24 protein-coding genes and 1 pseudogene are annotated in these 24507 nt (G+C 50.8%); 14 read left to right on the forward strand and 11 right to left on the reverse strand.

Going from position 1 to position 24507, the window contains the following annotated elements:
• The first annotated feature begins 68 nt into the window (after window positions 1–68).
• The 5 genes and pseudogenes from AC5JO6_RS27510 to AC5JO6_RS27530 all read left to right on the forward strand — a co-directional run.
• Entirely contained in the window at window positions 69–938 is an 870-nt protein-coding gene (locus tag AC5JO6_RS27510; RefSeq protein ID WP_496084322.1) for an oxidoreductase, read from the forward strand.
• Window positions 939–962: 24 nt separating this feature from the next.
• The gene (locus tag AC5JO6_RS27515) at window positions 963–1133 is read left to right on the forward strand and encodes a hypothetical protein (RefSeq protein ID WP_496084240.1); all 171 of its coding nucleotides are present in this window, start codon (window positions 963–965) and stop codon (window positions 1131–1133) included.
• 36 nt (window positions 1134–1169) lie between these two features.
• Complete coding sequence (locus AC5JO6_RS27520) at window positions 1170–1874, forward strand: glutathione S-transferase N-terminal domain-containing protein (RefSeq protein WP_496084241.1); 705 nt, start codon at window positions 1170–1172, stop codon at window positions 1872–1874.
• A 52-nt stretch (window positions 1875–1926) separates the two neighbouring features.
• The gene (locus AC5JO6_RS27525) at window positions 1927–2067 is read left to right on the forward strand and encodes a hypothetical protein (RefSeq protein ID WP_496084242.1); all 141 of its coding nucleotides are present in this window, start codon (window positions 1927–1929) and stop codon (window positions 2065–2067) included.
• Between the two features lie 138 nt (window positions 2068–2205).
• Window positions 2206–2319 (forward strand): annotated as a pseudogene (locus AC5JO6_RS27530) (hypothetical protein); the annotation flags it as partial.
• Window positions 2320–2357: 38 nt separating this feature from the next.
• On the opposite strand, the gene AC5JO6_RS27535 reads toward AC5JO6_RS27530, so the two are convergent.
• Complete coding sequence (locus AC5JO6_RS27535) at window positions 2358–2627, reverse strand: PPC domain-containing protein (protein ID WP_496084243.1); 270 nt, start codon at window positions 2625–2627, stop codon at window positions 2358–2360.
• Window positions 2628–3018: 391 nt separating this feature from the next.
• Between AC5JO6_RS27535 and AC5JO6_RS27540 the strand changes: the two genes are divergently transcribed.
• Complete coding sequence (locus AC5JO6_RS27540; protein WP_496084244.1) at window positions 3019–4725, forward strand: ABC-F family ATP-binding cassette domain-containing protein; 1707 nt, start codon at window positions 3019–3021, stop codon at window positions 4723–4725.
• Between the two features lie 35 nt (window positions 4726–4760).
• Here the strand turns inward: AC5JO6_RS27540 and AC5JO6_RS27545 are convergent, their stop codons facing one another.
• Both AC5JO6_RS27545 and AC5JO6_RS27550 read right to left on the reverse strand, forming a co-directional pair.
• A complete protein-coding gene (locus AC5JO6_RS27545) occupies window positions 4761–5828 on the reverse strand; it encodes an MraY family glycosyltransferase (protein ID WP_496084245.1) in 1068 nt (355 codons plus the stop codon).
• 393 nt (window positions 5829–6221) lie between these two features.
• On the reverse strand, window positions 6222–6356 hold the full coding sequence (locus AC5JO6_RS27550; protein WP_496084246.1) for a hypothetical protein: 135 nt from the start codon (window positions 6354–6356) through the stop codon (window positions 6222–6224).
• Window positions 6357–6615: 259 nt separating this feature from the next.
• Between AC5JO6_RS27550 and AC5JO6_RS27555 the strand changes: the two genes are divergently transcribed.
• On the forward strand, window positions 6616–7284 hold the full coding sequence (locus AC5JO6_RS27555) for a hypothetical protein (RefSeq protein ID WP_496084247.1): 669 nt from the start codon (window positions 6616–6618) through the stop codon (window positions 7282–7284).
• Between the two features lie 99 nt (window positions 7285–7383).
• Here AC5JO6_RS27555 and AC5JO6_RS27560 read toward each other — a convergent pair whose 3' ends face one another.
• On the reverse strand, window positions 7384–7515 hold the full coding sequence (locus tag AC5JO6_RS27560) for a hypothetical protein (RefSeq protein ID WP_496084248.1): 132 nt from the start codon (window positions 7513–7515) through the stop codon (window positions 7384–7386).
• Window positions 7516–7559: 44 nt separating this feature from the next.
• Window positions 7560–9575: a transketolase gene (tkt, locus tag AC5JO6_RS27565; RefSeq protein ID WP_496084249.1), complete on the reverse strand. Its 2016-nt coding sequence runs from the start codon at window positions 9573–9575 to the stop codon at window positions 7560–7562.
• Window positions 9576–9706: 131 nt separating this feature from the next.
• Between tkt and AC5JO6_RS27570 the strand changes: the two genes are divergently transcribed.
• Both AC5JO6_RS27570 and AC5JO6_RS27575 read left to right on the forward strand, forming a co-directional pair.
• Window positions 9707–9853 carry a hypothetical protein gene (locus tag AC5JO6_RS27570; RefSeq protein WP_496084250.1) on the forward strand — a complete coding sequence of 49 codons (147 nt, stop codon included), beginning with the start codon at window positions 9707–9709 and terminating at the stop codon, window positions 9851–9853.
• A gap of 147 nt (window positions 9854–10000) precedes the next feature.
• A complete protein-coding gene (locus AC5JO6_RS27575) occupies window positions 10001–12277 on the forward strand; it encodes a transglycosylase domain-containing protein (protein WP_496084251.1) in 2277 nt (758 codons plus the stop codon).
• A 108-nt stretch (window positions 12278–12385) separates the two neighbouring features.
• Here the strand turns inward: AC5JO6_RS27575 and AC5JO6_RS27580 are convergent, their stop codons facing one another.
• Complete coding sequence (locus AC5JO6_RS27580) at window positions 12386–12517, reverse strand: hypothetical protein (RefSeq protein ID WP_496084252.1); 132 nt, start codon at window positions 12515–12517, stop codon at window positions 12386–12388.
• Between the two features lie 151 nt (window positions 12518–12668).
• Here AC5JO6_RS27580 and AC5JO6_RS27585 point away from each other — a divergent pair, with 151 nt between their 5' ends.
• A complete protein-coding gene (locus AC5JO6_RS27585) occupies window positions 12669–13919 on the forward strand; it encodes a cation:proton antiporter (RefSeq protein WP_496084253.1) in 1251 nt (416 codons plus the stop codon).
• Window positions 13920–14360: 441 nt separating this feature from the next.
• Window positions 14361–15080 (forward strand): fasciclin domain-containing protein, encoded by a 720-nt coding sequence (locus AC5JO6_RS27590; protein WP_496084254.1) that lies wholly within the window; start codon window positions 14361–14363, stop codon window positions 15078–15080.
• Window positions 15081–15164: 84 nt separating this feature from the next.
• On the opposite strand, the gene AC5JO6_RS27595 is transcribed toward AC5JO6_RS27590, so the two are convergent.
• The 3 genes from AC5JO6_RS27595 to AC5JO6_RS27605 all read right to left on the reverse strand — a co-directional run bounded on the left by AC5JO6_RS27595 (window position 15165) and on the right by AC5JO6_RS27605 (window position 17599).
• On the reverse strand, window positions 15165–15962 hold the full coding sequence (locus AC5JO6_RS27595; RefSeq protein WP_496084255.1) for a PTPA-CTERM sorting domain-containing protein: 798 nt from the start codon (window positions 15960–15962) through the stop codon (window positions 15165–15167).
• Between the two features lie 313 nt (window positions 15963–16275).
• Window positions 16276–16440 (reverse strand): hypothetical protein, encoded by a 165-nt coding sequence (locus AC5JO6_RS27600; protein WP_496084256.1) that lies wholly within the window; start codon window positions 16438–16440, stop codon window positions 16276–16278.
• An 88-nt stretch (window positions 16441–16528) separates the two neighbouring features.
• Window positions 16529–17599 carry a hypothetical protein gene (locus AC5JO6_RS27605; protein ID WP_496084257.1) on the reverse strand — a complete coding sequence of 357 codons (1071 nt, stop codon included), beginning with the start codon at window positions 17597–17599 and terminating at the stop codon, window positions 16529–16531.
• Between the two features lie 366 nt (window positions 17600–17965).
• On the opposite strand from AC5JO6_RS27605, the gene AC5JO6_RS27610 reads away from it, so the two are divergent.
• The 3 genes from AC5JO6_RS27610 to AC5JO6_RS27620 all read left to right on the forward strand — a co-directional run bounded on the left by AC5JO6_RS27610 (window position 17966) and on the right by AC5JO6_RS27620 (window position 22214).
• A complete protein-coding gene (locus tag AC5JO6_RS27610; protein WP_496084258.1) occupies window positions 17966–19351 on the forward strand; it encodes a metal-dependent hydrolase family protein in 1386 nt (461 codons plus the stop codon).
• 612 nt (window positions 19352–19963) lie between these two features.
• Window positions 19964–20347 (forward strand): hypothetical protein, encoded by a 384-nt coding sequence (locus AC5JO6_RS27615; RefSeq protein ID WP_496084259.1) that lies wholly within the window; start codon window positions 19964–19966, stop codon window positions 20345–20347.
• 325 nt (window positions 20348–20672) lie between these two features.
• Window positions 20673–22214 (forward strand): alkaline phosphatase PhoX, encoded by a 1542-nt coding sequence (locus tag AC5JO6_RS27620; RefSeq protein WP_496084260.1) that lies wholly within the window; start codon window positions 20673–20675, stop codon window positions 22212–22214.
• Between the two features lie 120 nt (window positions 22215–22334).
• On the opposite strand, the gene AC5JO6_RS27625 is transcribed toward AC5JO6_RS27620, so the two are convergent.
• Both AC5JO6_RS27625 and AC5JO6_RS27630 read right to left on the reverse strand, forming a co-directional pair.
• Entirely contained in the window at window positions 22335–23321 is a 987-nt protein-coding gene (locus tag AC5JO6_RS27625; RefSeq protein WP_496084261.1) for an aldo/keto reductase, read from the reverse strand.
• A 60-nt stretch (window positions 23322–23381) separates the two neighbouring features.
• Window positions 23382–24368, reverse strand: coding sequence for an aldo/keto reductase (locus AC5JO6_RS27630; protein ID WP_496084262.1), 987 nt, complete (start codon window positions 24366–24368; stop codon window positions 23382–23384).
• Window positions 24369–24507: the final 139 nt, after the last annotated feature.

Raw genomic sequence — 24507 nt, forward strand, 5'->3', positions numbered from 1 at the left:
CCAGCTTTTGATCGCGTCAGTAACTTCGATTCAAACTAACGTCGTCCTACTAGCAAAAGAGGTTCATGATGTCTGACAACAATGCCAGAGTTTGGTTCATTACAGGTAGTTCCACTGGGTTTGGACGATCGCTTGTCGAAGCGGTGCTCAAACATGGCGATCGGGTCGTCGCTACTGCCCGCAAACCAGAGCAGTTGGATGATTTGATTCGCCAGCATCCCGAAGCTGTCAAAGCCGTCAGTCTGGATGTCACTGATCCCAACGCGGTTCAAGCGGCGGTCAAAGCTGCCCTTGATGCGTTTGGTCGCGTTGATGTGCTTGTTAACAACGCTGGCTATGGCGCAGTCGGTGCGATCGAAGAAGTGAGCGATGAGGCAATTCATCGCCAATTTGACACCAACGTTTTTGGTGCGCTCAACGTGACACGGGCGTTACTGCCAACCTTGCGACAGCAACGCAGTGGTCACATCCTCAATCTTTCGTCCGTTGGCGGCTTGGTTTCCTTTCCTGGATCTGGCATTTATTGCGCCACCAAGTTTGCCCTCGAAGCCATTTCTGAAGCGCTGGCAAAGGAAGTAGAAGCGTTGGGCATCAAGGTAACGATCGTCGAGCCAGGTGCGTTTCGGACTGATTTTAACGGGCGATCGCTGGCAGCCCCAGAGACCTTCATTGATGACTACGCTTCCATCAGCGGTGCGATGCTTCAATGGCTCAAAGACATGGACGGCAAGCAGCCGGGTGATCCCGATAAAGCTGCTGCTGCCATGATTCAGGTTGTGGAAAGCGACAAGCCACCGCTGCGCTTAGCGTTAGGAGCCGATGCTGTGGGCGCGATCGATGCCAAGCTCGAATCGGTCAAAGCCGAACTGGATGCCTGGAAACAAGTCAGCATTGATACTGCGTTTGAGGGAGCGGTCATTGGGACGATCGGTGGCTAAGTCAGCGGTCAGCGGTCAGCATGGATGAAAGACAACGATCGCATCAATGTTGCCTATTTAGAAGGTGCCGATCTCACTAACCTGAGCGTCGGCTGGTTAACGGTCTCGCCTACGATTAGTCCGCTAAAGCAAGAAACCGGGTTTCTGATGATTCAGATAGTTGATCGGTTTTTCGTTGAGAAACCCGGTTTCTAAACTTGCCCCACGCCCATTTCCAAGGACACTCCAACCATGATCGACCTCTACTACTGGACAACGCCAAACGGTCACAAGATTACGATCTTCTTGGAAGAAGTAGGACTGCCCTACACCGTGATCCCCGTCAACATTGGTGCTGGTGATCAGTTCAAGCCCGAATTTCTCAAGATTGCGCCCAATAACCGTATTCCCGCTCTTGTTGACCACGAGCCAGCGACAGGCGATACGCCCATTTCTATCTTCGAGTCCGGTGCAATCTTGCTGTATCTGGCAGAAAAAACTGGCAAGCTCATCCCCACCGATCTTCAAGGGCGAGTCGAAGTGCTGCAATGGCTATTCTGGCAGATGGGCGGGCTGGGACCAATGGCAGGGCAAAACCATCACTTCAGCCAGTACGCACCCGAAAAAATTCCTTATGCCATCAATCGCTACGTCAACGAAACAGGACGACTGTATGCGGTGATGGATCAACGCTTGAGCGATCGCGAGTTTCTAGGAGGCGAGTATTCGATCGCCGATATCGCCTCCTACCCCTGGATTGTGCCGTATGAGAAACAAGGACAAACCCTCGAAGCATTTCCTCACCTGAAACGCTGGTTTGAGGCAATTCAGTCTCGCCCTGCAACCACTCGCGCCTATGCCAAAGCGGATGCTTTCAAAGATCAGGCGATCAGCCCCGAACAAGCATGGGATTTGCTGTTTAACCAGTCAGCTAAGGGACTTCCAAAAAACAAATAATTCCAGGTTGGTGGAGTAAGCCGAGGAGTGATCCATCGCTGAGCACTGAGCCATGTTGGAACTCACGCACTGCTTGAAGAGCTTACGGCAAGAGCCTGCTGACCGTCTGAGAGGTCCTGAACGTCGGCGGTGCATGGCGCAAACGGTGGCGGAATTAGGGCACGGTGGACAGCGCATAGCCGAGCGGGAATGAGGGTGGCACCGTGATCTGCTTCGGCAAGGAGCACGGGAAGTGGCGAGTGGCATCGTTTGTGTGGCTGCCTTGGCGTTGCGTGGTCGTAGACTGATCGAAAGTCGTTTACCCAATTTCCTGAACGATCTGAGAAGTATCATGGACAGCCAAGGTCAGACCGATCCCCAGTTCAAGACGAATCGCCTGTACACACGCTTGAGTGTCGCTGAAGTACGGCGGCAACTGATTGCTCAAAACGGCTACCGCAGCGAGTTCTTACCCAGTGAAGAAACCATCCGGGCACGGCTGAATCAATTGGGCAAATCGGTCAGGTTCACGTCCTCGGCGGCAGTGCCCGTATTGGTGGACTGTTGCAGTACTGTACCCACGCCATTCAGCAACTGTAAGTCAGCGTTGCCGCTCAACCCCGTTAACGTCAGGTTGATACTGCTGCGTCCACTCAGCGTGAAGCGGTAGTAGTCGTCTGGGTCAGCGGTGCCAACGGTGTCTGAGTAGGTTTGACTCCCCGCATTAATGGTGATCAACTGAGCAGTGGAAAGGGTATTACCTGGGTCTGGCATAATAAGCTCGGAGTGATGGCACTCATTGAGCTTAAGGAGCGAGACTCAGCGCTGGCTAGAACACAGGTCGCTTTTTATACTAATTTTAAGTACTATTTTATACTTAAAATTTCTAAGCGTAATTACTTAGAAGTCTGATAAAGTCTTTTCTGCCTTACGTCTGCTGCTGCTTGCAATGGTCTAAGCAAGTCTTTGTACGATCGCATCTCAAGTGTTTCATTGGGTAAATATAAAGCACATCCAAAAGCTACGTGTAAGCATTGAGTGGATGTAATAGGTGTAGGCATACTCATCCGAGCGATCGTCGTAAGGTTCACACTAACCATGTACGATTAAATTTTGTTACAGTCATCGCAGAACCACCTTACCTGACTTTTTCTGGAGATTCCCCATGTTGCGATTGGAGCACGTCAGCAAAATTTACCCCACTGGCGAAGTGCTAAAAGACATCAACTGGGAAGTGAAACCCGGCGATCGTATTGGTCTAGTTGGCGTGAACGGTGCTGGCAAATCGACTCAGCTAAAAATTATCGCAGGCGAAACGCAGCCCACCGCAGGCGAAATTATTCGTCCTGCCAGTCTCCACATTGCGTATTTGACTCAAGAATTTGAAGTTGATCCTACTCGTACGGTGCGCGAAGAGTTTTGGCGTGCCTTCGGTGAAGCAAACGATGTTCACGTGGCTCTGAGTGCTGTACACCGAGACATGGAAACGGCAACGCCTGAAGTGCTGGACAAACTGCTGCATGATATGGATCGCTTGCAGCGTCAGTTTGAAGCGATGGACGGCTATGGGTTAGATTCGCGGATCGAGAAGATCATGCCCGATCTGGGGTTCGACCTGGAGGACGGCGATCGCCTCGTCAGTGCCTTCAGCGGCGGCTGGCAGATGCGAATGAGTTTGGGCAAAATTTTGCTGCAAAAGCCCGACCTGCTGCTGCTGGACGAGCCGACAAACCATTTAGATTTAGAGACGATCGAGTGGCTGGAAAATTACCTCAAAGGGCTATCTACGCCGATGGTGATTGTCTCTCACGATCGTGAGTTCCTCGATCGCCTCTGCACTCAAATCGTGGAAACCGAGCGCGGCGTTTCTAGCACCTACCTGGGTAATTATTCTGCATACCTACAGCAGAAAGAAGAAATGCGGGATGCTCAATTAAGTGCGTTTGAGCGGCAGCAGAAAGAACTGGAAAAGCAGCAAGCATTCGTCGATCGCTTCCGCGCCAGCGCCACTCGTAGCACTCAGGCAAAGAGCCGCGAGAAACAGCTCGATAAGATTGAACGCATCGCAGCACCCGATGGTGGCATGAGAACGCTTCACTTTCGCTTTCCACCGTCGCCCCGTAGCGGACGCGAAATGGTGGAAATCAAAAATATGACGCACTCGTATGGCGAAAAAATTCTGTTTTTGGATGCCAATCTGCTGCTAGAGCGGGGCGATCGCGTTGCCTTTCTCGGTCCCAACGGTGCTGGCAAATCCACGCTGCTACACCTGATTATGGGGATGGAGCAACCCACCGAAGGCACGGTGACAATGGGTGACCACAACGTCCTCCCTGGCTATTTTGAGCAAAACCAGGCAGAAGCGCTCGATTTGCAGAAAACCGTCATTCAGACCATTCACGACGAAGTGCCCAAATGGACAAATGAAGAAGTTCGTACGCTGTTAGGACGCTTTCTTTTCAGCGGTGACTCGGCGTTCAAGAAAGTCGAGTCACTCAGCGGTGGCGAAAAAGCACGACTCGCGCTGGCAAAAATGCTCCTCCAACCTGCCAATCTTTTGATTTTGGATGAGCCGACAAACCATTTGGATATTCCTGCTAAAGAAATGCTGGAAGAAGCGCTCCAAAACTACGACGGCACGGTGATTATTGTGTCGCACGATCGCTACTTTATCTCTCAGGTTGCCAACAAAATTGTCGAAATTCGTGATGGCGAACTCTTGCTTTATCGTGGTGACTATCACTACTATCTCGACAAAATTGCTGAAGAGAAGGAGAAGGCAGCTTTAGCGGCGATCGAAGCTGAAAAAGAAGCAAAAGCTGCTGCCAAACGCGCCAAGCAAAAGGAAAAAGAGAAAGCGAAGAAAGCTTAGTCAAAGGCAGCTTTATCATCTGTTGTCGCTTTGACTCAGGCTTGCGATTGGCGTGCTGTCTTCCAGACTTGCCAGCCGATAAAGCCTAAGATTACCGTTGCTCCGATCGCGTAGCCCCAGCCGCTTGGCATTCCAGACACCGCCAGTGCCAGCGTTCCTGCCCAAAGCGTCAGCGAGTAGATGAACAAAACCGTCAAACGTTGCGATAAACCAGCTTGTAACAAGCGATGGTGCAAGTGTCGCTTGTCCGCTACAAAGGGCGATTTACCACGCCGCAGCCGATCCAGAATGACTGCTGACATATCTAGAATAGGGACTGCCAGAATTAAATAAGGCAGCACAACAGCCACTGTTAACGCTACCGTTGTCACCCCTTTCACCAAGCCGATGATCCCAATGCCTGCTAACGAAAACCCCATAAAGTAAGCGCCGCCATCGCCCATAAAAATCTGGGCAGGGTTGAAGTTATAGCGAAGGAAGCCTAATGCACCACCTGCAAGTGCTGCTGCAATTAACGCGGCAGCAGGCTGTCTCATGAAAAGGCAGACAATAAACATGACGACAGCCGCAATACCGCTCACACCCGCCGCCAGACCGTCCAGCCCATCAATCCAATTAATGGCATTTGCCATACCGACGAGCCAGACGATCGTAATCGGCAGACTCACCCAATCAGGCAAAGACACTAGACCAATCGTTGGAATTGTTAAAAAGTCGATTTGAACGCCAACTTTCCAGGCAAACCCCGCGACGATCGCTTGCAAAATCAGTCGGGTGATGGGAGACAGGTTGAAAAGATCATCAGCAAGCCCAATCAAAAAGAAGGCTAAGCCGCCGATCGTCACACCCCACACCTCATATTCTTTGTTAGGAGGTAAAACGCCAAAGCCTCCTGTCCACCAGACAATTAAAAGCCCTGCTAACGTACCTAAAAAGATTGAAACGCCGCCCAGACGAACCATCGGGTGTTTATGAATCTTTCTACCGCCTGGTTTGTCAAAATGTCCGCTTTTCAGTCCGATTTTTTTGACGATCGGGGTTGCCAGGAGGACAACTACCAAAGAAACCAGAAAAGCGATGAGGTTATACAGGGGATCAGGCATCTGGGTGATAGGTCGAGGATAGGCGACAGGCAGAGTGTACTACACTTCAGATAATAGTTAGCAAAGAGTTGCTGATCTCACTTCTTTAGAAGTAAGTGAAGCCCCTTAAGCGTAGACGCTGAATCGGAAATAGAGCTTTGTTTCTTGGTTTAGCTTCTTGACCAGACTCTTAGCGCCTGGTTGACTGACAAAACTCTTGAAACCCTTATCCTGCCGTAGGTTGGGTTAGCGTTAGCGTAACCCAACGAAACCGTTACTGGTGTTGGGTTACGCTCCGCTCAACACCAACCTACATCAGAACTTTTGTCAGTCAATCAGCTCTTAGCGCTTCTGCTGCAAGCGTGACGCTTGATGGCTGCACTACGACTTGCCTTGAGCGGCATCGATTGCCCTTTACTGGGCGCTCCTGGCTGAGCGATCGCTGGGAAGGAACAACCGTTTCTCTACTGCTTCATACACTGCAAAGCGATCGTTACCGGAGACTATGCCCTTTGGTGGCGATCGTCTTGTGTCGGTACCTGTTGACATCAGCTAATCCTTCAGAAAGCAAGCGACAGCCGTTGGCTTTTCTCTCACGACCAACAACTCCACGAAGCGATGATCAGCAGCAGTTTTCAACATTGTTCTATAGTGCTTTTGTACTAAAATATAGTTTAACCACTGCACTGCGCCCCTTTTTAGACAGCACGCGATCGCGGCTAGAAAGCCGCTGCCCTGTCAGCGTTCCTTCACTACGTGCAACGTTCACCACAAGCCTGACAGACTACCTGTATGGAGCCAGACACCGATGGCTAAACTATTTCGCACGGCTAAAACAGACAGCAGTAGTTTAGTGCGTTATGCCGCTATTTTCGGCGCTACCCTCTGTTTAGTGGGGTTGGTTTCTACCCTTGTGCGGACACTGCTGCCATTGCTGCAAGTATTGGTACCAGCACTCGTTGTTTGGTGGGTTTGGCAGCGCCATTGTAGGAGGCAAAACCGTCAGCAAAAGCACTTGAACGTCACTTTTTACCGCCTGTTGCGAGAACACCGTGGACGTATGACCCTGCTTGATTTTGCGATGGCAGCGGAGATACCTGCGATCGCCGCTCGTGCTTACCTCGACAGCCGCGCCAAAGAATTCGCTGCCCGGTTTGAGGTGACAGAGCACGGTGATGTCGTTTACATCTTCACAACGCTACAATTTTCCCGCTTCCCGCCAGAGCCTATAGTGATGGATGTGCCTGATAGCACGACTGTGCCGCCACTCCCCGATTCACTGACTCAGGCTGAACTCGCCAAACGGCTAGGTGTAACGGCAAAAACCGTCAGTCGTAAAAAGCACTTGCCCACCTTGCTTGATTGGACTCAAACACGCGATCCTAATGGTGTGAGTTGGTCTTATGACGCTCAAGCACAGCGGTTTTTTCCATGCAGCGATCGTCTGCCCGCACAGCCTGAAGCTAACCGCAACTGATCTTGTCGAACTCTAAAACGAAAGGCTCCCTGAAAACCAGAGAGCCTTTTAGAGAGTGAGTCGGGACGTTATCGAGCGATCCGGTTTAATTGGTGCAAGCTACTCTGGCTTCGCTTTTAGCTCCAGGTTTCCAAGCTGACCGCTAACGGCTGACCGCTGACGGCTGACCGATGACCGCTGACCGCTGACCGCTGACCGCTGACCGCTAAAACCATTGCATACTTTGCACAAATAGCTCAGAACTGCTATGTGTATCGTCCTTAGAGCGTAACGTCTTACCCCAGCAATGCCTTCGCTTTAGCAACCACATTCTCAACGGTGAAGCCAAATTTTTCCATGATCGTGCCGCCAGGCGCTGAAACACCAAAGCGATCGACCGCGAGAATATCACCTTCAGCCCCAGCATATTTACACCAGCCCATGCTGATACCCGCTTCCACAACCAGACGCTTGGTCACAGCTTTGGGTAGCACGGATTCTTTGTAAGCGGCATCTTGAGCTTCAAAGAGTTCCCAGGACGGCATGGAAACCACGCGGACTTTTTTGCCTCCGCTGGCTAGTTGCTCAGCCGCTTTGACGCAGAGACCGACTTCTGCCCCCGTGCCAATGAGGATGAGGTCAGGCGTACCGTCAGCATCGATCACCGCATAGGCACCCTTCGCGACACCGTCGATCGACGAGCCTGCCAGGTTGGGCACCGCTTGACGCGAAAAGGCAATCAGCGTGGCACGGTTCTGGTTGGCATTGAGCACCGCTACTTTGTACGCACCAGAGGTTTCCGTACCATCGGCAGGACGGAGCACGGTGAGGTCAGGAATAGCGCGTAGCGAGGCGATCGTTTCTACAGGTTGGTGAGTGGGACCATCTTCACCTAACGCTACAGAGTCGTGAGTCATCACCCAGATCACGCCAGCTTGCGACAGTGCTGAGAGGCGAATGGCTCCCCGCATATAGTCGGTGAAGATGAGGAACGTGGCACCATACGGAATCAGCCCCGATCCGTGCAGCGCCATACCGTTGCAGATAGCTCCCATGCCGTGTTCGCGTACGCCAAAGTGAACGTTACGGTTTTCGTAGTGCCCTTTTTGGAAGTTGCCCGATCCTTTCAGTTCCGTGAGGTTGGAGTGGGTGAGGTCAGCAGAGCCGCCGATGATTTCGGGGAGCACTTTAGCCAGTGCGTTTAAGGTGATTTCGGAGTGTTTGCGTGTAGCAAGCTGTTTGTCTTCGGGCTTGTAGGTCGGTAAAGCGCTCTCCCAACCGTCGGGTAGCTGACCGCTGATCAGGCGATCGAACTCTGCCGCTTTTTCCGCATACTTGGTTTTGTACTGTGCCCAGGTTTCGTTCCATTCTGCTTCCAGGCTGGCACCCCGATCGACCGCTTGACGCAGATGAGCCAGCGCATCGTCAGGCACCACAAAGGGTTCGTACTCCCAGCCCAGGTTATCGCGGGTCAGCTTAATTTCATCGGGACCCAGTACCGAGCCGTGAGCATCAGCGGTGCCTTGCTTGTTAGGAGAGCCGTAGCCGATCGTGGTGGTGACTTTGATCATCGTAGGCTTGTCTGTAACGGCTTTGGCAGCGGCGATCGCTTTTGCAAGCCCTTCCAAATCGGTGTTGCCATTTTCAACATGTAGCACGTGCCAACCGTATGCCTCGAAGCGCTTGGAGACATCTTCGGTAAAAGCAATGTCGGTGGAACCGTCGATCGAAATGTGGTTGTCGTCGTAGAGCGCAATCAGCTTGCCCAAACCCAGGTGTCCGGCGAGAGAACAGGCTTCACCAGAAACGCCTTCCATGTTGCAGCCGTCACCCAGAATCGCGTAGGTATAGTGATCTACCAGCGTCAGATCCGGTTGGTTGAACTTGGCACCTAAATGCGCTTCGGCGATCGCTAACCCTACGGCGTTTGCAATGCCCTGACCCAGAGGTCCGGTGGTGACTTCGATGCCAGGAGTCTCAAAGTTTTCGGGATGCCCAGGTGTTTTAGATTCCCACTGGCGAAATTGTTTGATGTCGTCAATGCTCACGCTGTCGTAACCAGTCAAGTACAGCAGCGCATACTGCAACATGCAGCCATGACCCGCAGACAGCACGAAGCGATCGCGGTTGAACCACTTAGGATTTTTGGGATTGAACCGCAAAAACTGATCCCAAAGGACAAACGCCATCGGCGCAGCGCCCATTGGCAAACCAGGATGACCAGATTTCGCTTTTTCAACGGCATCGACTGCCAGAAAACGAATCGAATTAATACAGAGTTCTTCGAGGGTTTGGGTGGTTGCGACAGCCATAACTTCTTCTACTTAATAACGGCGTGGGTGTGGGCAGACGGCAAGGGACGAGCGATCGGCATCAACGATAAGATAAATGACAAACAGTAAGCAACTATACCTATTGCTCTCTATTTTAAAGTTTATAGCGTATGCTGCCAATGATCTATCCTAGTGCAAGCAAATCCACTAAATTAGCGGTCAGCGGTCAGCGGTCAGCGGTCAGTAATCAGCGGTCAGCGGTCAGCCGTCAGCCGTCAGCCGTCAGCCGTCAGCCGTCAGTGGTTAGCGGTCAGTAATCAGAATGAAAGCTGATAGCTGATAGCTGATAGCTGATAGCTAATAGCTGATCCGGCAGTCGTTGTCTAGAATAAGGCTGAAGCTGACCGGAACGCACCAAAAAGGTTGTGATTCTGAACTCAGCCATTCTTTGATTGGACGACTCAATGACTCCGCCCCAGCCTCCCCGTCGATCGCAAACGCTTGTCGGTGCTATTACTCAGGCAGTGCAAACTGTTCAGGCAAAAATCAATTTTTCTAAGTTGAAGCTGAAGCCGAATGCACGGGTGCCAGAACTGCGGGTACAAGATGCTGGAGCCGATCAGGCAGATGTGTATCCGCTATTGGGCGATCGCTATATGCTGGGGCGTAGTTCTAGAACATGTGACATCGTGGTGCGGAATCCAGTCGTGAGCCAGGTGCATCTGTCACTGAACCGCGATAGCCAGCGATCGCGCCTTCTGGGAGCACTCTTTCGTCCGCCGTTCTTTCTCAAAGACGAAAACTCGACCAACGGCATCTATCGGGGCAAGCGGCGGGTGCGATCGACCCAACTGCGGCACAACGCTGTCTATACCCTTGGTCCACCAGAACTGGCAGCGGCTGTTCGCATTCAGTTCATCGATCCGCCACCCTGGTATGTACGTGCGGTTCGCTACGGCATGTATGGACTTGGTGGCGTAACGGCTCTGGCAGTGGTGGGTGTGCTGATTGAGTGGCAGAAGTTTTCCGTGCAGCCGTTGCCTGCGTCGGTGCAGGGTCCGTTTGTGGTCTATGCGCGTGACGAGCAAACGCCACTCAGCCCAGTGACGAACCGCACCCATACTGAGTTTAAGAACCTGTCAGAGTTTTCGCCCTTTCTAGCAAAGGCAGCGATCGCCTCTGAAGACTCTCGCTACTACTGGCATTTGGGCGTAGACCCGATCGGCACCTTGCGAGCACTCGTTGCGAACGTTCGGGGAGGTGGCATTCGGGAAGGTGGCAGTACGCTCACTCAGCAGCTTGCCCGCAGTGTGTTACGTCAGTATGTGGGCACACAAGATTCAGCGGGACGTAAACTGCGCGAAGCAGCGGTTGCCCTGAAGTTAGAAACGGTCTACAGCAAAGATTTTTTAATGCTCACGTACCTGAATCGAGTGTATTTAGGCAACGAGGCATACGGTTTTGAAGACGCGGCTCAGCTTTATCTGAATAAATCGGCGAAGGACTTAACCCTTTCGGAAGCGGCAATGTTGGTCGGTATTCTGCCTGCACCGAACAGCTTTAACCCGGTGCGAAACTATGACAAGGCGATCGAGCTTCGCAATGGCGTGTTAGACCGCATGGCAGCGCTGAACATGGCAAGTGCAGACGACCTTCAACGGGCGCGGCGATCGCGGATTGACGTGAACCCCAAGGCAAAAGCCGAGTTGGATAACGTCATCGCACCCTATTATTACAGCTACGTTTTCACCGAACTTCAGCAGCTACTGGGCGCAGAGCTTGCCGAAGAAGGCAACTTTATTATCAAAACAGGACTCGATCCGCAAATGCAGTCCAAAGCCGAGGCGACTCTACGCGATGGGGTGAGCAGTGCTGGCATCAGCGCTGGCTTTTCGCAAGGGGCGATCGTCACAATGGATGCCAAAACAGGCGAGCTGCTTGCGCTAGTTGGTGGTGTGGATTACAAGAAAAGCCAGTTCAATCGGGCTTCGCAGGCAATGCGGCAACCTGGATCGACGTTTAAGGTGTTTGCTTATACGACGGCGATCGAGCAAGGCATTCCACCCAGCAGCGCCTACTCCTGTGCCTCGCTTAACTGGGACGGGCAGTCGTTTGCAGGTTGTCGGTCAGGTGGCGGCAGTCTAGATATGTACACGGGCTTAGCGCAATCGGAGAATGTCGTCGCTCTACGGATTGCTCAAGCAGTTGGTTTGAACAACGTGATTCGCACCGCTCAACGCATGGGCATTAACTCAACCTTGAAAGCGACACCGGGATTAGTGCTTGGTGAAAGCGAAGTCACGCCGTTAGAGTTAACAGGCGCATTCAGCATCTTTGCTAATGGAGGAGTGAGTAATCCACCCCGTGCCATTCGACAGATTTTGGATGGGGGCGACTGCAAAAACCCGAAGGACTTAAAGACCTGTCGAGTAATCTACAGCGCCGATCGCGATCCACGACTCAATCAGCCTGTGCTCAAACCTGAAGTAGCAGAAACCATGACAACGCTGCTCCAGGGTGTCGTGCGTGGTGGCACTGGACAAGCGGCTGCGATCGGGCAGGGCGAAGCGGGCAAAACGGGCACCACCAACGACAACGTAGACCTCTGGTTTGTTGGCTATATCCCTAATGGTTTGGTAACTGGCATCTGGTTAGGCAACGACAACAATTCACCCACATCGGGCAGTAGTGGTGAGGCAGCCCGCATCTGGGGCACCTACATGAGCAAACTGGTTCGCTGACAAGATGGGTAAGCTTTTCAGCCGAGACGAATGATGCGATGTATGCCTTTTTTGGAATACGTGCCATCAATCAATCTTGAGTGCGACAAACTAGTAATACCAATTCTACTAAATCGCCCTACAGTTCGTTTTTGCTACTGACCGCTGACCGCTGACCGCTAATTCTTCAAGCTGACCGCTGACCGCTGACCGCTGACCGCTGACCGCTGACTGCCAGCCGAAGCTTGCCTGTGTAGCCACAGTTGAGTGAAATGGTATAACACAGACCTTACTACTGCTTCCATAAAAGGCTGTGACACGATCGTCGTAGCAACCGACAAAATCCACCACAGGTTACATAACGATCGCTCAGCCGCTCTCTAAAGTTGAGAAGCTCGCTTATAAAACGTGTGTGGATATTTACATTCTTGACCTGTTGGTCATTGGCTTACTGTTGCTGCTAATCACGCTGGGGTCGGGATGGATCGCTCGTCTGCCGCTCTCTTACGCTCTCATTTACTTGGTTGTTGGTATCGCGCTCAGTCCGTATGGCTTCAATCTGATTCAATTACGTCCTGATGCGAGGTTTCTAGAGCGTCTGACAGAATTCGCCGTGTTAATTTCGCTCTTCGGCTGCGGATTGAAGATGAATCGTCCGTTTAAGGCGCGGGCGTGGGGTTCAACGATTCGGCTGATTGGCTTTTTGATGCCGTTTTCAATCATAGCCGTAGCCGCGATCGCGCACTGGTTTTTACAGTTGAATTGGGGCGCTGCTGTTTTGCTAGGCGCAATTCTGGCACCCACTGATCCGGTGCTGGCATCAGAAGTGCAGTTGGATGGTCTTCGCGATCAAGACGAATTACGCTTTGGCTTAACATCCGAAGGCGGTTTGAACGACGCACTGGCATTCCCGTTCGTCTACTTTGGGTTACGGTGGCTTGAAAATGACAATTGGCAAACCTGGTTTGTGCAGTGGGCAGCCGTCGATCTAATCTGGGCGATCGCTGCTGGTGTTGCGATGGGTATTGGGGTCGCGCGGGCGATCGCGTGGATTGATCAACGGCTGCAACGCTATCGCCCAGCCGACGATCTGATTGAAGACTTCGTTGCTCTTGCCACGATTCTGATCACGTACTCGCTAACTGAGCTGATTCATGGTTATGGCTTTGCAGCCGTCTTTGTTTCTGGCATCGCCATGCAGCGCCGCGTGGACAATCCTGACAAGTCCAACTCGCAGCTTCGCTTTATTGCACGTCTCGAAAAACTGACTGAGGTGGGCGCAATTTTGCTGCTAGGCTCCCTACTGCGCCTGGAGCCGATCGTGCGGTTTGCTGCTCCGGGTCTACTAATCGCGGGGTTACTGCTCTTTATTATTCGTCCGTTAGGAAGCTGGCTAAGCACGATCGGTGCCCCTATTCATCCCGCTACCCGCTGGCTCTTTGGTTGGTTTGGAATTCGTGGTGTTGGTTCTCTCTATTACCTGACTTACGCTTTTGGACATGGACTCAGTGGCAATATAGGCGAATTAATTGCCTGGATTACATTCATCACAATTGTGCTGTCGGTTGTACTACATGGGATCAGTGCAACTCCTCTCATGAAGTGGTATGAGCAAAATATCGAGGGTCGCAACACTTCAGAAAAAGCCTTACTTGAGAAGTAAATAATGTCTCTACTGGCAAAAGCGATCGCACCTGAAAGATAGCTAAGAAGCGTAGCAAACGCTAAAACTTTTACTGTGATTAGAAGGGCATTTATATACTTAACGCACCGTGTTACTTGCCCTCGTCCCCCAACCCTTTCTCCCCGGGGAGAAGGAGCTTCCGGTTCCCTCTCCTGTGGGAGAGGGCTAGGGTGAGGGCGCATCGGGTGACGCAAGTATATAGACACCATTAGAAGTGACTTCAACATTTTTGGCGTTAAACAGCAGCCATACAACAATAGTTAACTATCTGGCTTCACAGAAATTAGATTGCACCATCAAAGTAAGAAATCAATTTTATCAATCCAATTTCACTGCATTAGAATCTGTCCCAAGGTAGAGCGTTTACTTGCATAGCATCGTTAGTGTAAACATTGTTCATATTTGTTAGCACTCCAAGGAATGGTCAAGATGAAAAGCGGTTATCGTCCAGCGCTACTCCAAGCGTTATCTGTTCTAGCAAGTGTCGCTGGATTAGGAGTTGCTATCGTTCCTGCGATCGCTCAGATGTCTCCCAGCCCAACGCGGACTCCAGCGGATGTAATGCCAACGTCACCGAGTCAAGCTCCGGTTGAAGTGCAACCGACTCCCCCCATGCAGGCTCCTTCTGGCACGATGCAATCCCCTCCTGCTCAGGTTCCTGCAACGGAGGCACCTGCCACACCATCTACCAGCAATCTGACGCTCTCAGAACTATTGCAACGAGGCGCTAGCGCTGGCTCTTTCAAAACCCTTGCTAAAGCAGTGCAGGCAGCCGGACTAGCGCAAACGATGCAAGAAAGCAGCGGCAGCTTCACGGTCTTTGCACCCACCGATGCAGCCTTTGCTGCCTTACCTGCAGGCACACTTGAAAAATTGCTGAAGCCAGAAAATAAAGCACTCCTGAGACAACTTTTGGCTTATCACGTTGTTCCCAGCAATCTACCGTCCAGTGAGCTTAAAACTGGTTTAGTGAAAACATTAGGTGGTGGGCTAGCTGTAAATGTTAGTGCGGGTAAAGTCGTTGTGAATGATGCAAGCGTGATTCAACCAGATATCAAAGCCTCAAATGGCGTTGTTCATGCCATTAATCGCGTTTTAATCTCGCCCTCGTTAAAGCAACGTTTGGTTTCACTCAAGTAAATTCTGATATCCTTGAATAGGCAAAGAGCAGGGGGAGGACGATCGTCTTCTCCCTGCTCTTTGATAAATCAGTAGCTTATGTACTTAATTCGCCTCGGTCGATCGCACAGTGTCAGTCGATCGACGCTTTCGCCACACGCTTAAGCCAAAAGCAATCAGCCCTGGCAACAATGCAGGTGTTGGCACTGCTTCTGGTGGCACTGGTGCAGGCTGTGAGGTTGGCGGAGCGGGTGTAGTATCGTCTCTAATTGTAAAAGACAGTCCGACATTGTTCCCGTCTCGAAACCAGTCATCACCGGGACGTTCACGACCAAAGCCGTCGCCATTTTGACTACTCGTTGCCCAGAACCAGTTAATACCAGGTGCGCTGGTGTTGTTCACGATCGATAAGAAATAATTTCCAGCCCCAAGCGTGGACGGTGTTGCTAAGTTAAAAGCGTAGTTATAGACATCGTACCTATTCCCTTGACTCTGGATTTGTGTCCCTGAGATATTTCGGTTGATAGCACTTGGGTTGAACGCAAGCAATGGGTTGATCGCTGGCGTTTCAAGCCCTCGCGGATCTTGTATGAACGAAAAAATGCGAATAGAGAAATTATCTGCGGCTGGCGCATTTGCTGGCAGTGGAAATTCGCTGTTAGTAGCGTAAGTGCCACTCCAGGTAATGCTTCTGATGTCATTGCTGGTGGTGAACCTGAAGTCATCACCAGCTTCTACCGGAAAGCTAAAGTCGCTCCTAACTGCATTTTGTAAATCTGGTGCATTGTTGTTAAAAAGAACTGCTGCTTGAGTAGCGTTTCCGGTACTGAGACCAAGAAAAACAGCACCTAATACGCCAAGCGTCAGTTTTTGAGGGGCAGTCAAGGTGAAAAGAGAACTCATGACCAAAAACCATCTAACGTAGATACTTTTGCAGCTCATCTACGGCGGCATCCGGAGGATTGTTTTTTATGTTCTGAAAGTCTATTTACTACGGGATAGATACGTTCCAAACGCTGGTTTTGACAACAATTTGGAAATATGGCTATACATGAATGGCACTGAAATAACGATCCAACCTGCCCCCCGACCCCCAATTCTGGGGGAGTAAAACCTTCAAAGTCCCCCAGAATTGGGGGATTTAGGGGGCGACTCCGACAGCACTTTCCTTAAGTCCGTGCCATTCGGCTATACATCCATAAGTAGCTGAGTGAAATTAAACGTAGTCGATCGCCACGATTTTGCCTTCGCTGCCAGTTTCAACTTGCTGTCGAATCTGAGATTTGTAGAGTGCCTGCCCGCGCCGAGCCAACTCTTCTTCGCTGTAGCGTCGTTGACGAATTGCTACAGGTTTGACCTCGTTGCAACTTGACCCCTCCACTTTAGTCTGGAGAGCAGAGCGTTGGCTTCAGAGCTTGTGTTGGGTTTCGTTCTGCTCCACCCGACCTACACGATCAGCGATCGCACTCTCAAAATTCAAACAAAGCACTTAACCATAATCCTTCTTGGCGTAGGTTCAGTCTGGCGCGTGTTAGTCTTCCTTCCTCCTCAAACAGGAAATTGCTCAAACTATAAGCAAGCTGAAGGGATGTCTTGGGAGATAAACGGTATCGCGCTCCTACCAGGAGATTCCAGGTAATATCTCGATCAGCATTGAGATTAAACCCTGACACATCCCCACGAACTCCCACTGTCCAGCGATAGGAGAGATCCACTCCAATGCGTGCGCCAATTAACGGTTCGACCGTTGTTCTAGACACACTAAATTCCCGATTGAACGGTATAGGAATGTTAGCGATGCGAATCGTATCGACTTCTAGCTTTTGCCTAAAAATATTGGTTCGCAGCCCTACTGTTGGTTCAACGACTAATCGAGGATAAACACTCGCTGAACGGTTCAAAGGAGTATCCACCACACGATAAAAGGCAGCTAAGTCGATCGTGCCCTGCCGTAGTGAAACATTGCCATCCGCACTCACCCTCGCCGCAGTTGGGATGCCAAGACTTTGCAAACTTCCGGCTGGAAATGTCACGCCCAAATTGCCGCTCTGTCCTGCCGAGAGGTAGAAAGCGTCCAGGGTTACGCCAAATTTGTTTTTCCGCGCTTCCAATCGTGCACCAATATCAAAAGCTCGATCGAGATTCAAAATCGATCCCAGTCCGGCGCGGATGCTTGCACCTCGTCCTGCGGCTGTGATGTCCGCTTTCACATTCAGAGGGACAAAAAAGTAAGGTTCTACTGAAAATTGCCAGCGATCGCTCTGTTCAGGTTGAGAAACAGATTGAGCGATCGAACTATCAGTTTGAGCAATCTGTTTTGGCTGAGTCAATACTTCAGGAAGTAAATCACTCGACTGTACTGAACGCACCTCTTTTTGAGCAAATTCCGCTTTGTTGAGAATCTTCGGTGTCTCTAAATTGGAAGGAGTCTCAATTTCAGAATCGACGCGATCGACTTGATCGGCTGCTTGTACTGGAGTGATTGAAAGTGCGATCGCAACAAATGATAGACCACAGCAACGCAGAAGGAGTCGCTTCAAAGAATGGCTCTTTACACATTGATCAAAGCTCTGATTCATTGCCGCAACTCGGCGATTCTGTAACAGCATTTGTTTCCTTTTATACTTGCTGTGTTTTTTGGTTTTGTAATTGCAACAATAGAATAGCAGCAGAGATAAATCACTCCGCTGCGATAAGAACGTTAACATGATCTTTTTATTTTGTACCTTAAAAAATTATTAAGATACGATCGCTTTCCTTGTGTTTAATGTGTTTAATTGGTTACGAAAAATTATTGTTAAATAGTTTGAGCTTAAATGATAGGATTTTACGGCTAGAAGTAGCTGTGCAAACGTAGTGAAAGTAGGTTTCTAGCTCTAAGCGCAAAAATAAGGACAGCCAGACTTATGCAACCACGCTATAAGGTGCTAATAGGTGTTTGGATACTCATCACATTCGGGGTCATCGCTCAATTCAGTTATGCTCAGACTCGACCCTCTGTGTCTGCTGTACAAGCTCCGCCAGCAACTTTATTCCAAAATGTGCGAATTTTTAATGGAACCTCGGAACAGTTGTCTACTCCTTCAAACGTGCTGGTTGTCGGTAACAAAATCCAAAAGATTTCGACCGCTGCAATTCCCGCTCCATTAGACATAAGCTTGACCCGCATTAACGGCGGAGGGCGTGTATTGATGCCGGGGCTGATCGACAACCACACGCACATCATCTTGGCGACTACCCCGGTCGAAGAACTGCTCTCTCCCAGCATAACGCCGGAAAAACTGCTACAAATCGCGCAGAAAAACGCAACCGAAACGCTGCTGCGAGGATTTACGAGCATTCGCGATTTGGCAGGTCCCGCGTTTGTGCTGAAGAAGGTGGTTGACAGCGGCAGCGTACCAGGACCACGCATCTATCCTTCTGGCGCGATGATCTCCCAGACAAGTGGACATGGAGACTTCCGCTCGCTGAAAGAGATTCCCAGGTTCGCCGCGACACCGCCAAGCCCAGCGGAAATTTATGGCGTAGGAGTAATCGCCGACGGAGTAGACGAGGTGCTGCGTAGAACGCGAGAACAACTAATGCAGGGTGCTAGTCAGATTAAGCTGGCAGCGGGTGGCGGCGTGGCTTCAAGCTATGACCCGCTGGATGTTAGCCAATATACCGAGGCAGAATTCAAAGCCGCCGTTGATGCAGCCGCAAGTTGGAATACCTATGTTACGGTTCATGCCTATACGCCAACTGCAATTCAAACCGCAATTCGGGCGGGGGTTAAATCGATCGAACACGGGCAGCTAATGGATGAGGAAACTGCCAAAATCATGGCGGAGAAGGGAATTTGGCTTAGCATCCAGCTTTTTCTTGGCGATGAAGATGCAAATCCCTATCCGGAAGGTTCAGTCAACCGCGCCAAACAACTCCAGGTGTCTCAGGGCACCGAGAATGCGATCAAGCTGGCTAAGAAGTACAATATTAAACTTGCCTGGGGTACCGACACCCTGCACAACCCCAAAGTTGCGGCACGGCAAGGAGCACAGCTTGCGAAATTGGCTCGCTGGTACACGCCTGCTCAAGTGCTGAAGATAGCAACCAGTACCAATGCTGAACTTTTAGCCTTATCTGGTCCTCGCAATCCCTATCCAGGTAAGTTGGGTGTCGTTGAAGAGGGTGCACTGGCGGACTTGTTGCTAGTGAATGGCAATCCGCTGGAAAACATCAAACTAATCGAGAATCCAGCCCAGAACTTCAGCGTGATTATGAAAGACGGCAAGATTTACAAGAACGCTGTTTAGCAGTGGAATGAAAAGCACGCTAAGAGGCTGTAAAGAAACAACACGATGGTTTTTAGCTTTCAGCAGAAAGGGTTGATGGCTCGTAGGGTGGGCAGTGCCCACCCTACTGGTTGTTAAACTAAGGGTTGATGTCCAAAATCCTGTATTAGTGCCTGAACAGACAGAATTAGCCTAAGGGATTGTTTGAAAAGGTTGACCTCGGCTCGCTTTAGTGACTGAAGTTGCAGCGACACAGACACTAGCAAAGCCATGTCTATATTGTAGATAAAGGCGATCGCGTCTCATTGACCGTTAACGAGAACTCCTTGACCGTTAACAAGGACTCCTTGACCGTCAACAAGCATTCATTCACAGTCAATGAGGACTCACTGACTGTCAGCGAGACCCTGTTCACCCTGAATGAGCGTCCGTTTACTGTTAACGAGACCTCATCTACCGTCAGTGAAAACTACTTTACCGATCATCGGTTAAGCGTGAGGTTAGTTTCAGAAGATCTACGGAAATGCTTGCCAACTGTGTCTGCTGTCCGCAAAACTTTCGACAATTCTGCTGAACGGTTTTGTTAGCGATCGCGGTTAGATTGAGTCTGTACTTTATCAGGAGCATTCACCGATGTCTCGTAAAAAGCGGACTTCAATTGTGTTAGAAAAAGCCGATCGTCGGGCGGCTGGGCTGCGATCGCTGGGCGTAGACCTGGATTTTGGCAACTCGCGTACGCTAACAACGTTTCTAGACGCGATTGAGCAAATGCGAACCAAGCAAGAAGCCTACAACCAGCTTTTGGCAACTGTTGACTCCACCTATGTTGAAATGCTGGACTTTGAAAAATCGCTGGCAGATCTAAGCGATCACATGCTGCTTGGAGTTGCTTCCAAATTTGGTCGCAATAGCAGCGAGTATCAGGCGGCTGGCGGTGTCCGCAAGAGCGAGCAGATTCGCCGCCGCACCAGGAGTCGTACCAAAGCTGGGGCTGAGCCAGAAAAACTGCAAGCTTGACATCTTGAGGACTTACGCAAGCCTCGGAGGTTTTAACCAAGCATCAAGCAGCGTGACCAACATCGTGGTTTAAACCTCCGAGGTTTTGGTCAAAATGCGTAAGTCCTGGAATTAACATCATGCTGTGTGAGCGAATTGACTTTCATGCTTTAACCCAACCGATACAAAAGGCGATCGCACTCATCATCAAGCTGCTTAGATGAGAACACGTTGCAAATCCTTACTACTCAAACAGAGTTTAATAACTAAAGCTTAAACCGACTTTAGCGTACAAGTATTTGTAGCTTTATATACTGAGAGCCGTATTTCTTAGGGCAACAGATAAATGAGCACCTCTCGCCGTCGGTTTTTGACTTTAGCTGGGGCATCTGCTGCCAGTGTCACCATGCTTACTCCTCTGGAAGCTTTTTATGCAAGCGTTGCCAGCGGTAAAGTTTCAAGAAGTATTGGCTTTGGTCCGTTAAGTCCCAAACTGCCTGTAAACGCAGAAGAACTCGTCAACACTGTTTTAGGTGATTTAAGTAAAGAGCCTCTGTTAGCACTTCCGCCTGGATTCAACTACCGGGCAATCTCTATTGTTGGGCAGCCGATGAGCGATGGCTTCAAGGTGCCCGCAGGTCACGATGGTATGGCAGCGTTTCCTGGTCCCAACAACACAGTACTGTTGGTGCGTAACCATGAGTTAAGCACCTCTCTGCCCGCCAATTACAACTATCCGGTTTCTGGAACGAACCGCTATTCAACCGTTGCGCTTGGTGGCACAACCACATTGGTCGTCGGACGTAACCGCGAACTGATCAAAGACTTTGTTTCTCTGGCTGGCACGAGAACCAACTGTGCTGGTGGGGGCACACCCTGGAGTAGCTGGATTAGCTGCGAAGAGACTTTCTCAAACACGACCAGTGCGACTGGTGCGATCGTCAAGCATGGTTACAACTTTGACGTTTATGCAAATGCTGACAGCGGCATTGTGAATCCAATTCCCTTAAAAGAAATGGGGCGTTTCAGCCATGAGGCGATCGCCGTAGACCCCAAAACGGGCTACATCTACGAAACAGAAGACCGTGGCGATAGCTGCTTCTACCGCTTTGTGCCCAGAGTGATTGAAGAAGGCAAAAAACCCAAGCAGATCCAGTTGGGCGACTTGCAAAAGGGCGGCACTCTGTATGCGCTGAAGATCAAGGGCGCAGAAAACTTTGCGCTCATTACAACCAACAACCCCAACCTTCCTGTTCCTGGCAAGGGCGGACAGCCTGGATTGATTAAGGTGAAGCAAGAGTTTGAGGTGGAATGGGTCAAGGTTGACAATCCCGATCCTGATTTTACCGACAACGACGATACGGCTAATAGTCTCGGCAAGCCGGAATCAGTTCGGGGTCAAGCACAGGCTAAGGGCGCTGCCATCTTCTTCCGGGGTGAAGGCGCGTTTTATGGCAACGGTAAAGTTTACTTTGTGGCGACCCAGGCGGGAACCCCAGCTTTTGATAATGTTCGGGGTAATGGTCAGGTTTGGGAATACGATCCCCGCAAAGAAACACTCAAGCTGTTAGTTGAGGCTTCTTCTGCCGGAGATTTGCTCGACGAGCCTGACAATGTGGTCGTGACTCCCTTCGGCGATCTGATTCTGTGCGAGGATGGCGGCGGTGAGCAGTATCTGGTGGGTGTGACCAAGAAGGGTAAACTCTATCAATTTGCGAAGAATGTTCTCTTTGCAAACAGCACGGATGCTGCCCTCAAAGATGCCTTTGCGGATAATGAATTTGCTGGAGCCTGCTTCTCACCCGATGGTAAAACAATGTTTGTCAACATCCAGACTCCTGGCATCACCTTTGCCATCTGGGGACCCTGGACAGACGGTCAGGACTAACACGATCGCCCATTCTCATCCGTTGTGTTGACAGCAGACCACCACGATCTTAAGCAGAGCGATCGCACCAACCAGTACGATCGCTCTGCTAAAAACCAACAACCAACAACCAACAACTGATTACCGATTCACCGCGCTCATGTGTTGCGTGGGGTAGCGATCGCCCGCTGCGACACCTTTTGGCGCAACAGCCTCAATCTGACTCAATTCATCCGGTGTCAACGTGATGGCAGTTGCGCCTACGTTTTCCTCCAGATATTTGCGGCGTTTCGTACCGGGAATCGGCACAATGTCGTTGCCTTGGGCAAGGAGCCATGCCAGTGCAAGTTGGCTGGGCGTGACACCTTTGGTCGTGGCGATCGCCGTTACCTGTTCCACCAATTCCAGGTTTTTGTAGAAATTCTCACCCTGAAAGCGTGGCGAGTTGCGCCGATAGTCATCAGCAGGCAAATCATCAGGGCTGGTGAACTCCCCTGATAGAAAGCCGCGACCGAGAGGGCTATACGGCACAAAACCAATGCCCAATTCACGAATAGTTGGCAGAATTTCGTCTTCAGGATCACGGCTCCAGAGCGAATATTCAGTCTGCAAGGCAGAAATCGGATGTACGGCGTGTGCCCGTCGAATCGTTGCCGGAGCTGCTTCGGAAAGTCCCAAATAGCGGATTTTACCCTGCTGCACCAACTCTGCCATTGCGCCCACCGTATCTTCGATCGGCACAGTAGGATCAACACGATGCTGGTAGTAAAGATCAATCACATCCACGCCCAAGCGCTGCAACGACGCATCACACGCCTGACGAACGTAATCAGGATGACCGTTGACACCGAGAAAGCCGCCTTCCTCCGATCGCACATTGCCAAATTTAGTTGCCAGAATGACCTGATCGCGCCGATCGCGAATTGCCTGACCGACCAGTTTCTCATTGGTGAACGGACCATACATATCAGCGGTGTCAAGAAAGGTGACACCCAGTTCCAAAGCGCGATGGAGCGTGGCGATCGACTCTGCCTCATCGCGTCCAGCGTAAAACTCAGACATGCCCATGCAGCCGAGTCCCAATTCGGATACTACGAGACCTTGATTGCCTAATTTCTTCGTTTTCATGGGTTGAATCCTCTTCATACAGTTGTTTTGAGTGGAGTATGTCTATCAATCGGTGTAGTTTCAACGATCGACGCTGCTCATCATTGATTCAGCGTAGCGATCGCCTGCCACAGATCCTTTTGGTGCTACGTCTTCAAGCCGTTGCAAATCTTCCGGTGTTAGTTTGATTGCTGTTGCGCCGACGTTTTCTTCTAGATAAGTGCGGCGTTTGGTTCCAGGAATGGGCACAATATCGTCGCCCTGAGCCAATAACCAGGCAAGCGCGAGTTGTCCGGGTGTTGCTCCTTTTTCAGCCGCGATCGCTTTAACGCGATCGACCACTTGTAGATTTTTGTAGAAATTATCGCCTTGAAATTGAGGCAACGTTCTACGAAAATCATCAGCAGCAAAATCATCGGGGCTGGTAATTTGCCCAGAGAGAAACCCGCGCCCCATCGGACTGTAGGGTACAAAGCCAATGCCCAATTCGCGCACCGTTGGCAAAATGGTATCTTCTGGATCGCGGTTCCAGAGCGAATATTCGGTTTGCAACGCGGTAATGGGATGAACGGCATGAGCACGTCTGATGGTTTCTGAAGATGCTTCCGAAAGCCCGATGTAGCGAACCTTTCCCTGCTTTACCAGCGTTGCCATTGCGCCCACAGTTTCCTCAATCGGCACCGTTGGATCAACCCGATGCAGATAATACAGATCGATCGTGTCGATGCCTAATCGCTGCAAGGAAGCATCGCAGGCTTGGTACACGTATTCAGGACTGCCATTAATCAACAGTTGAAAGGTGTCATCAAAGCCCTGAATGCCGAACTTTGTTGCCAGAGTTACCTGATCGCGGCGATCTTTGATTGCCGTTCTGATTAACTCCTCATTGTGACCCGGACCATACGCATCAGCGGTATCGAGGAAGGTGACACCCAACTCTAATGCGCGGTGAAGAGTGGCGATCGATTCGGTTTCATCGGCTGCGCCATAGGCGATCGACATCCCCATGCAACCCAGCCCGAGTTCCGAAACAACCAACCCTTGATTACCCAGTTTTCTCGTTTGCATGAAAGCGTTCCTGTGTATGGTTTACGTTTGTGCTGATTGAAACGAATGCGATCGAGGCGCGACTACTCGAAGATGGAGCTTACAACTCGGATGATGCAGTTCTGAACTCGGATGATGCAGTTCTGAACTCGGATGATGG

The organism is Tildeniella sp. (genome assembly GCF_059505325.1).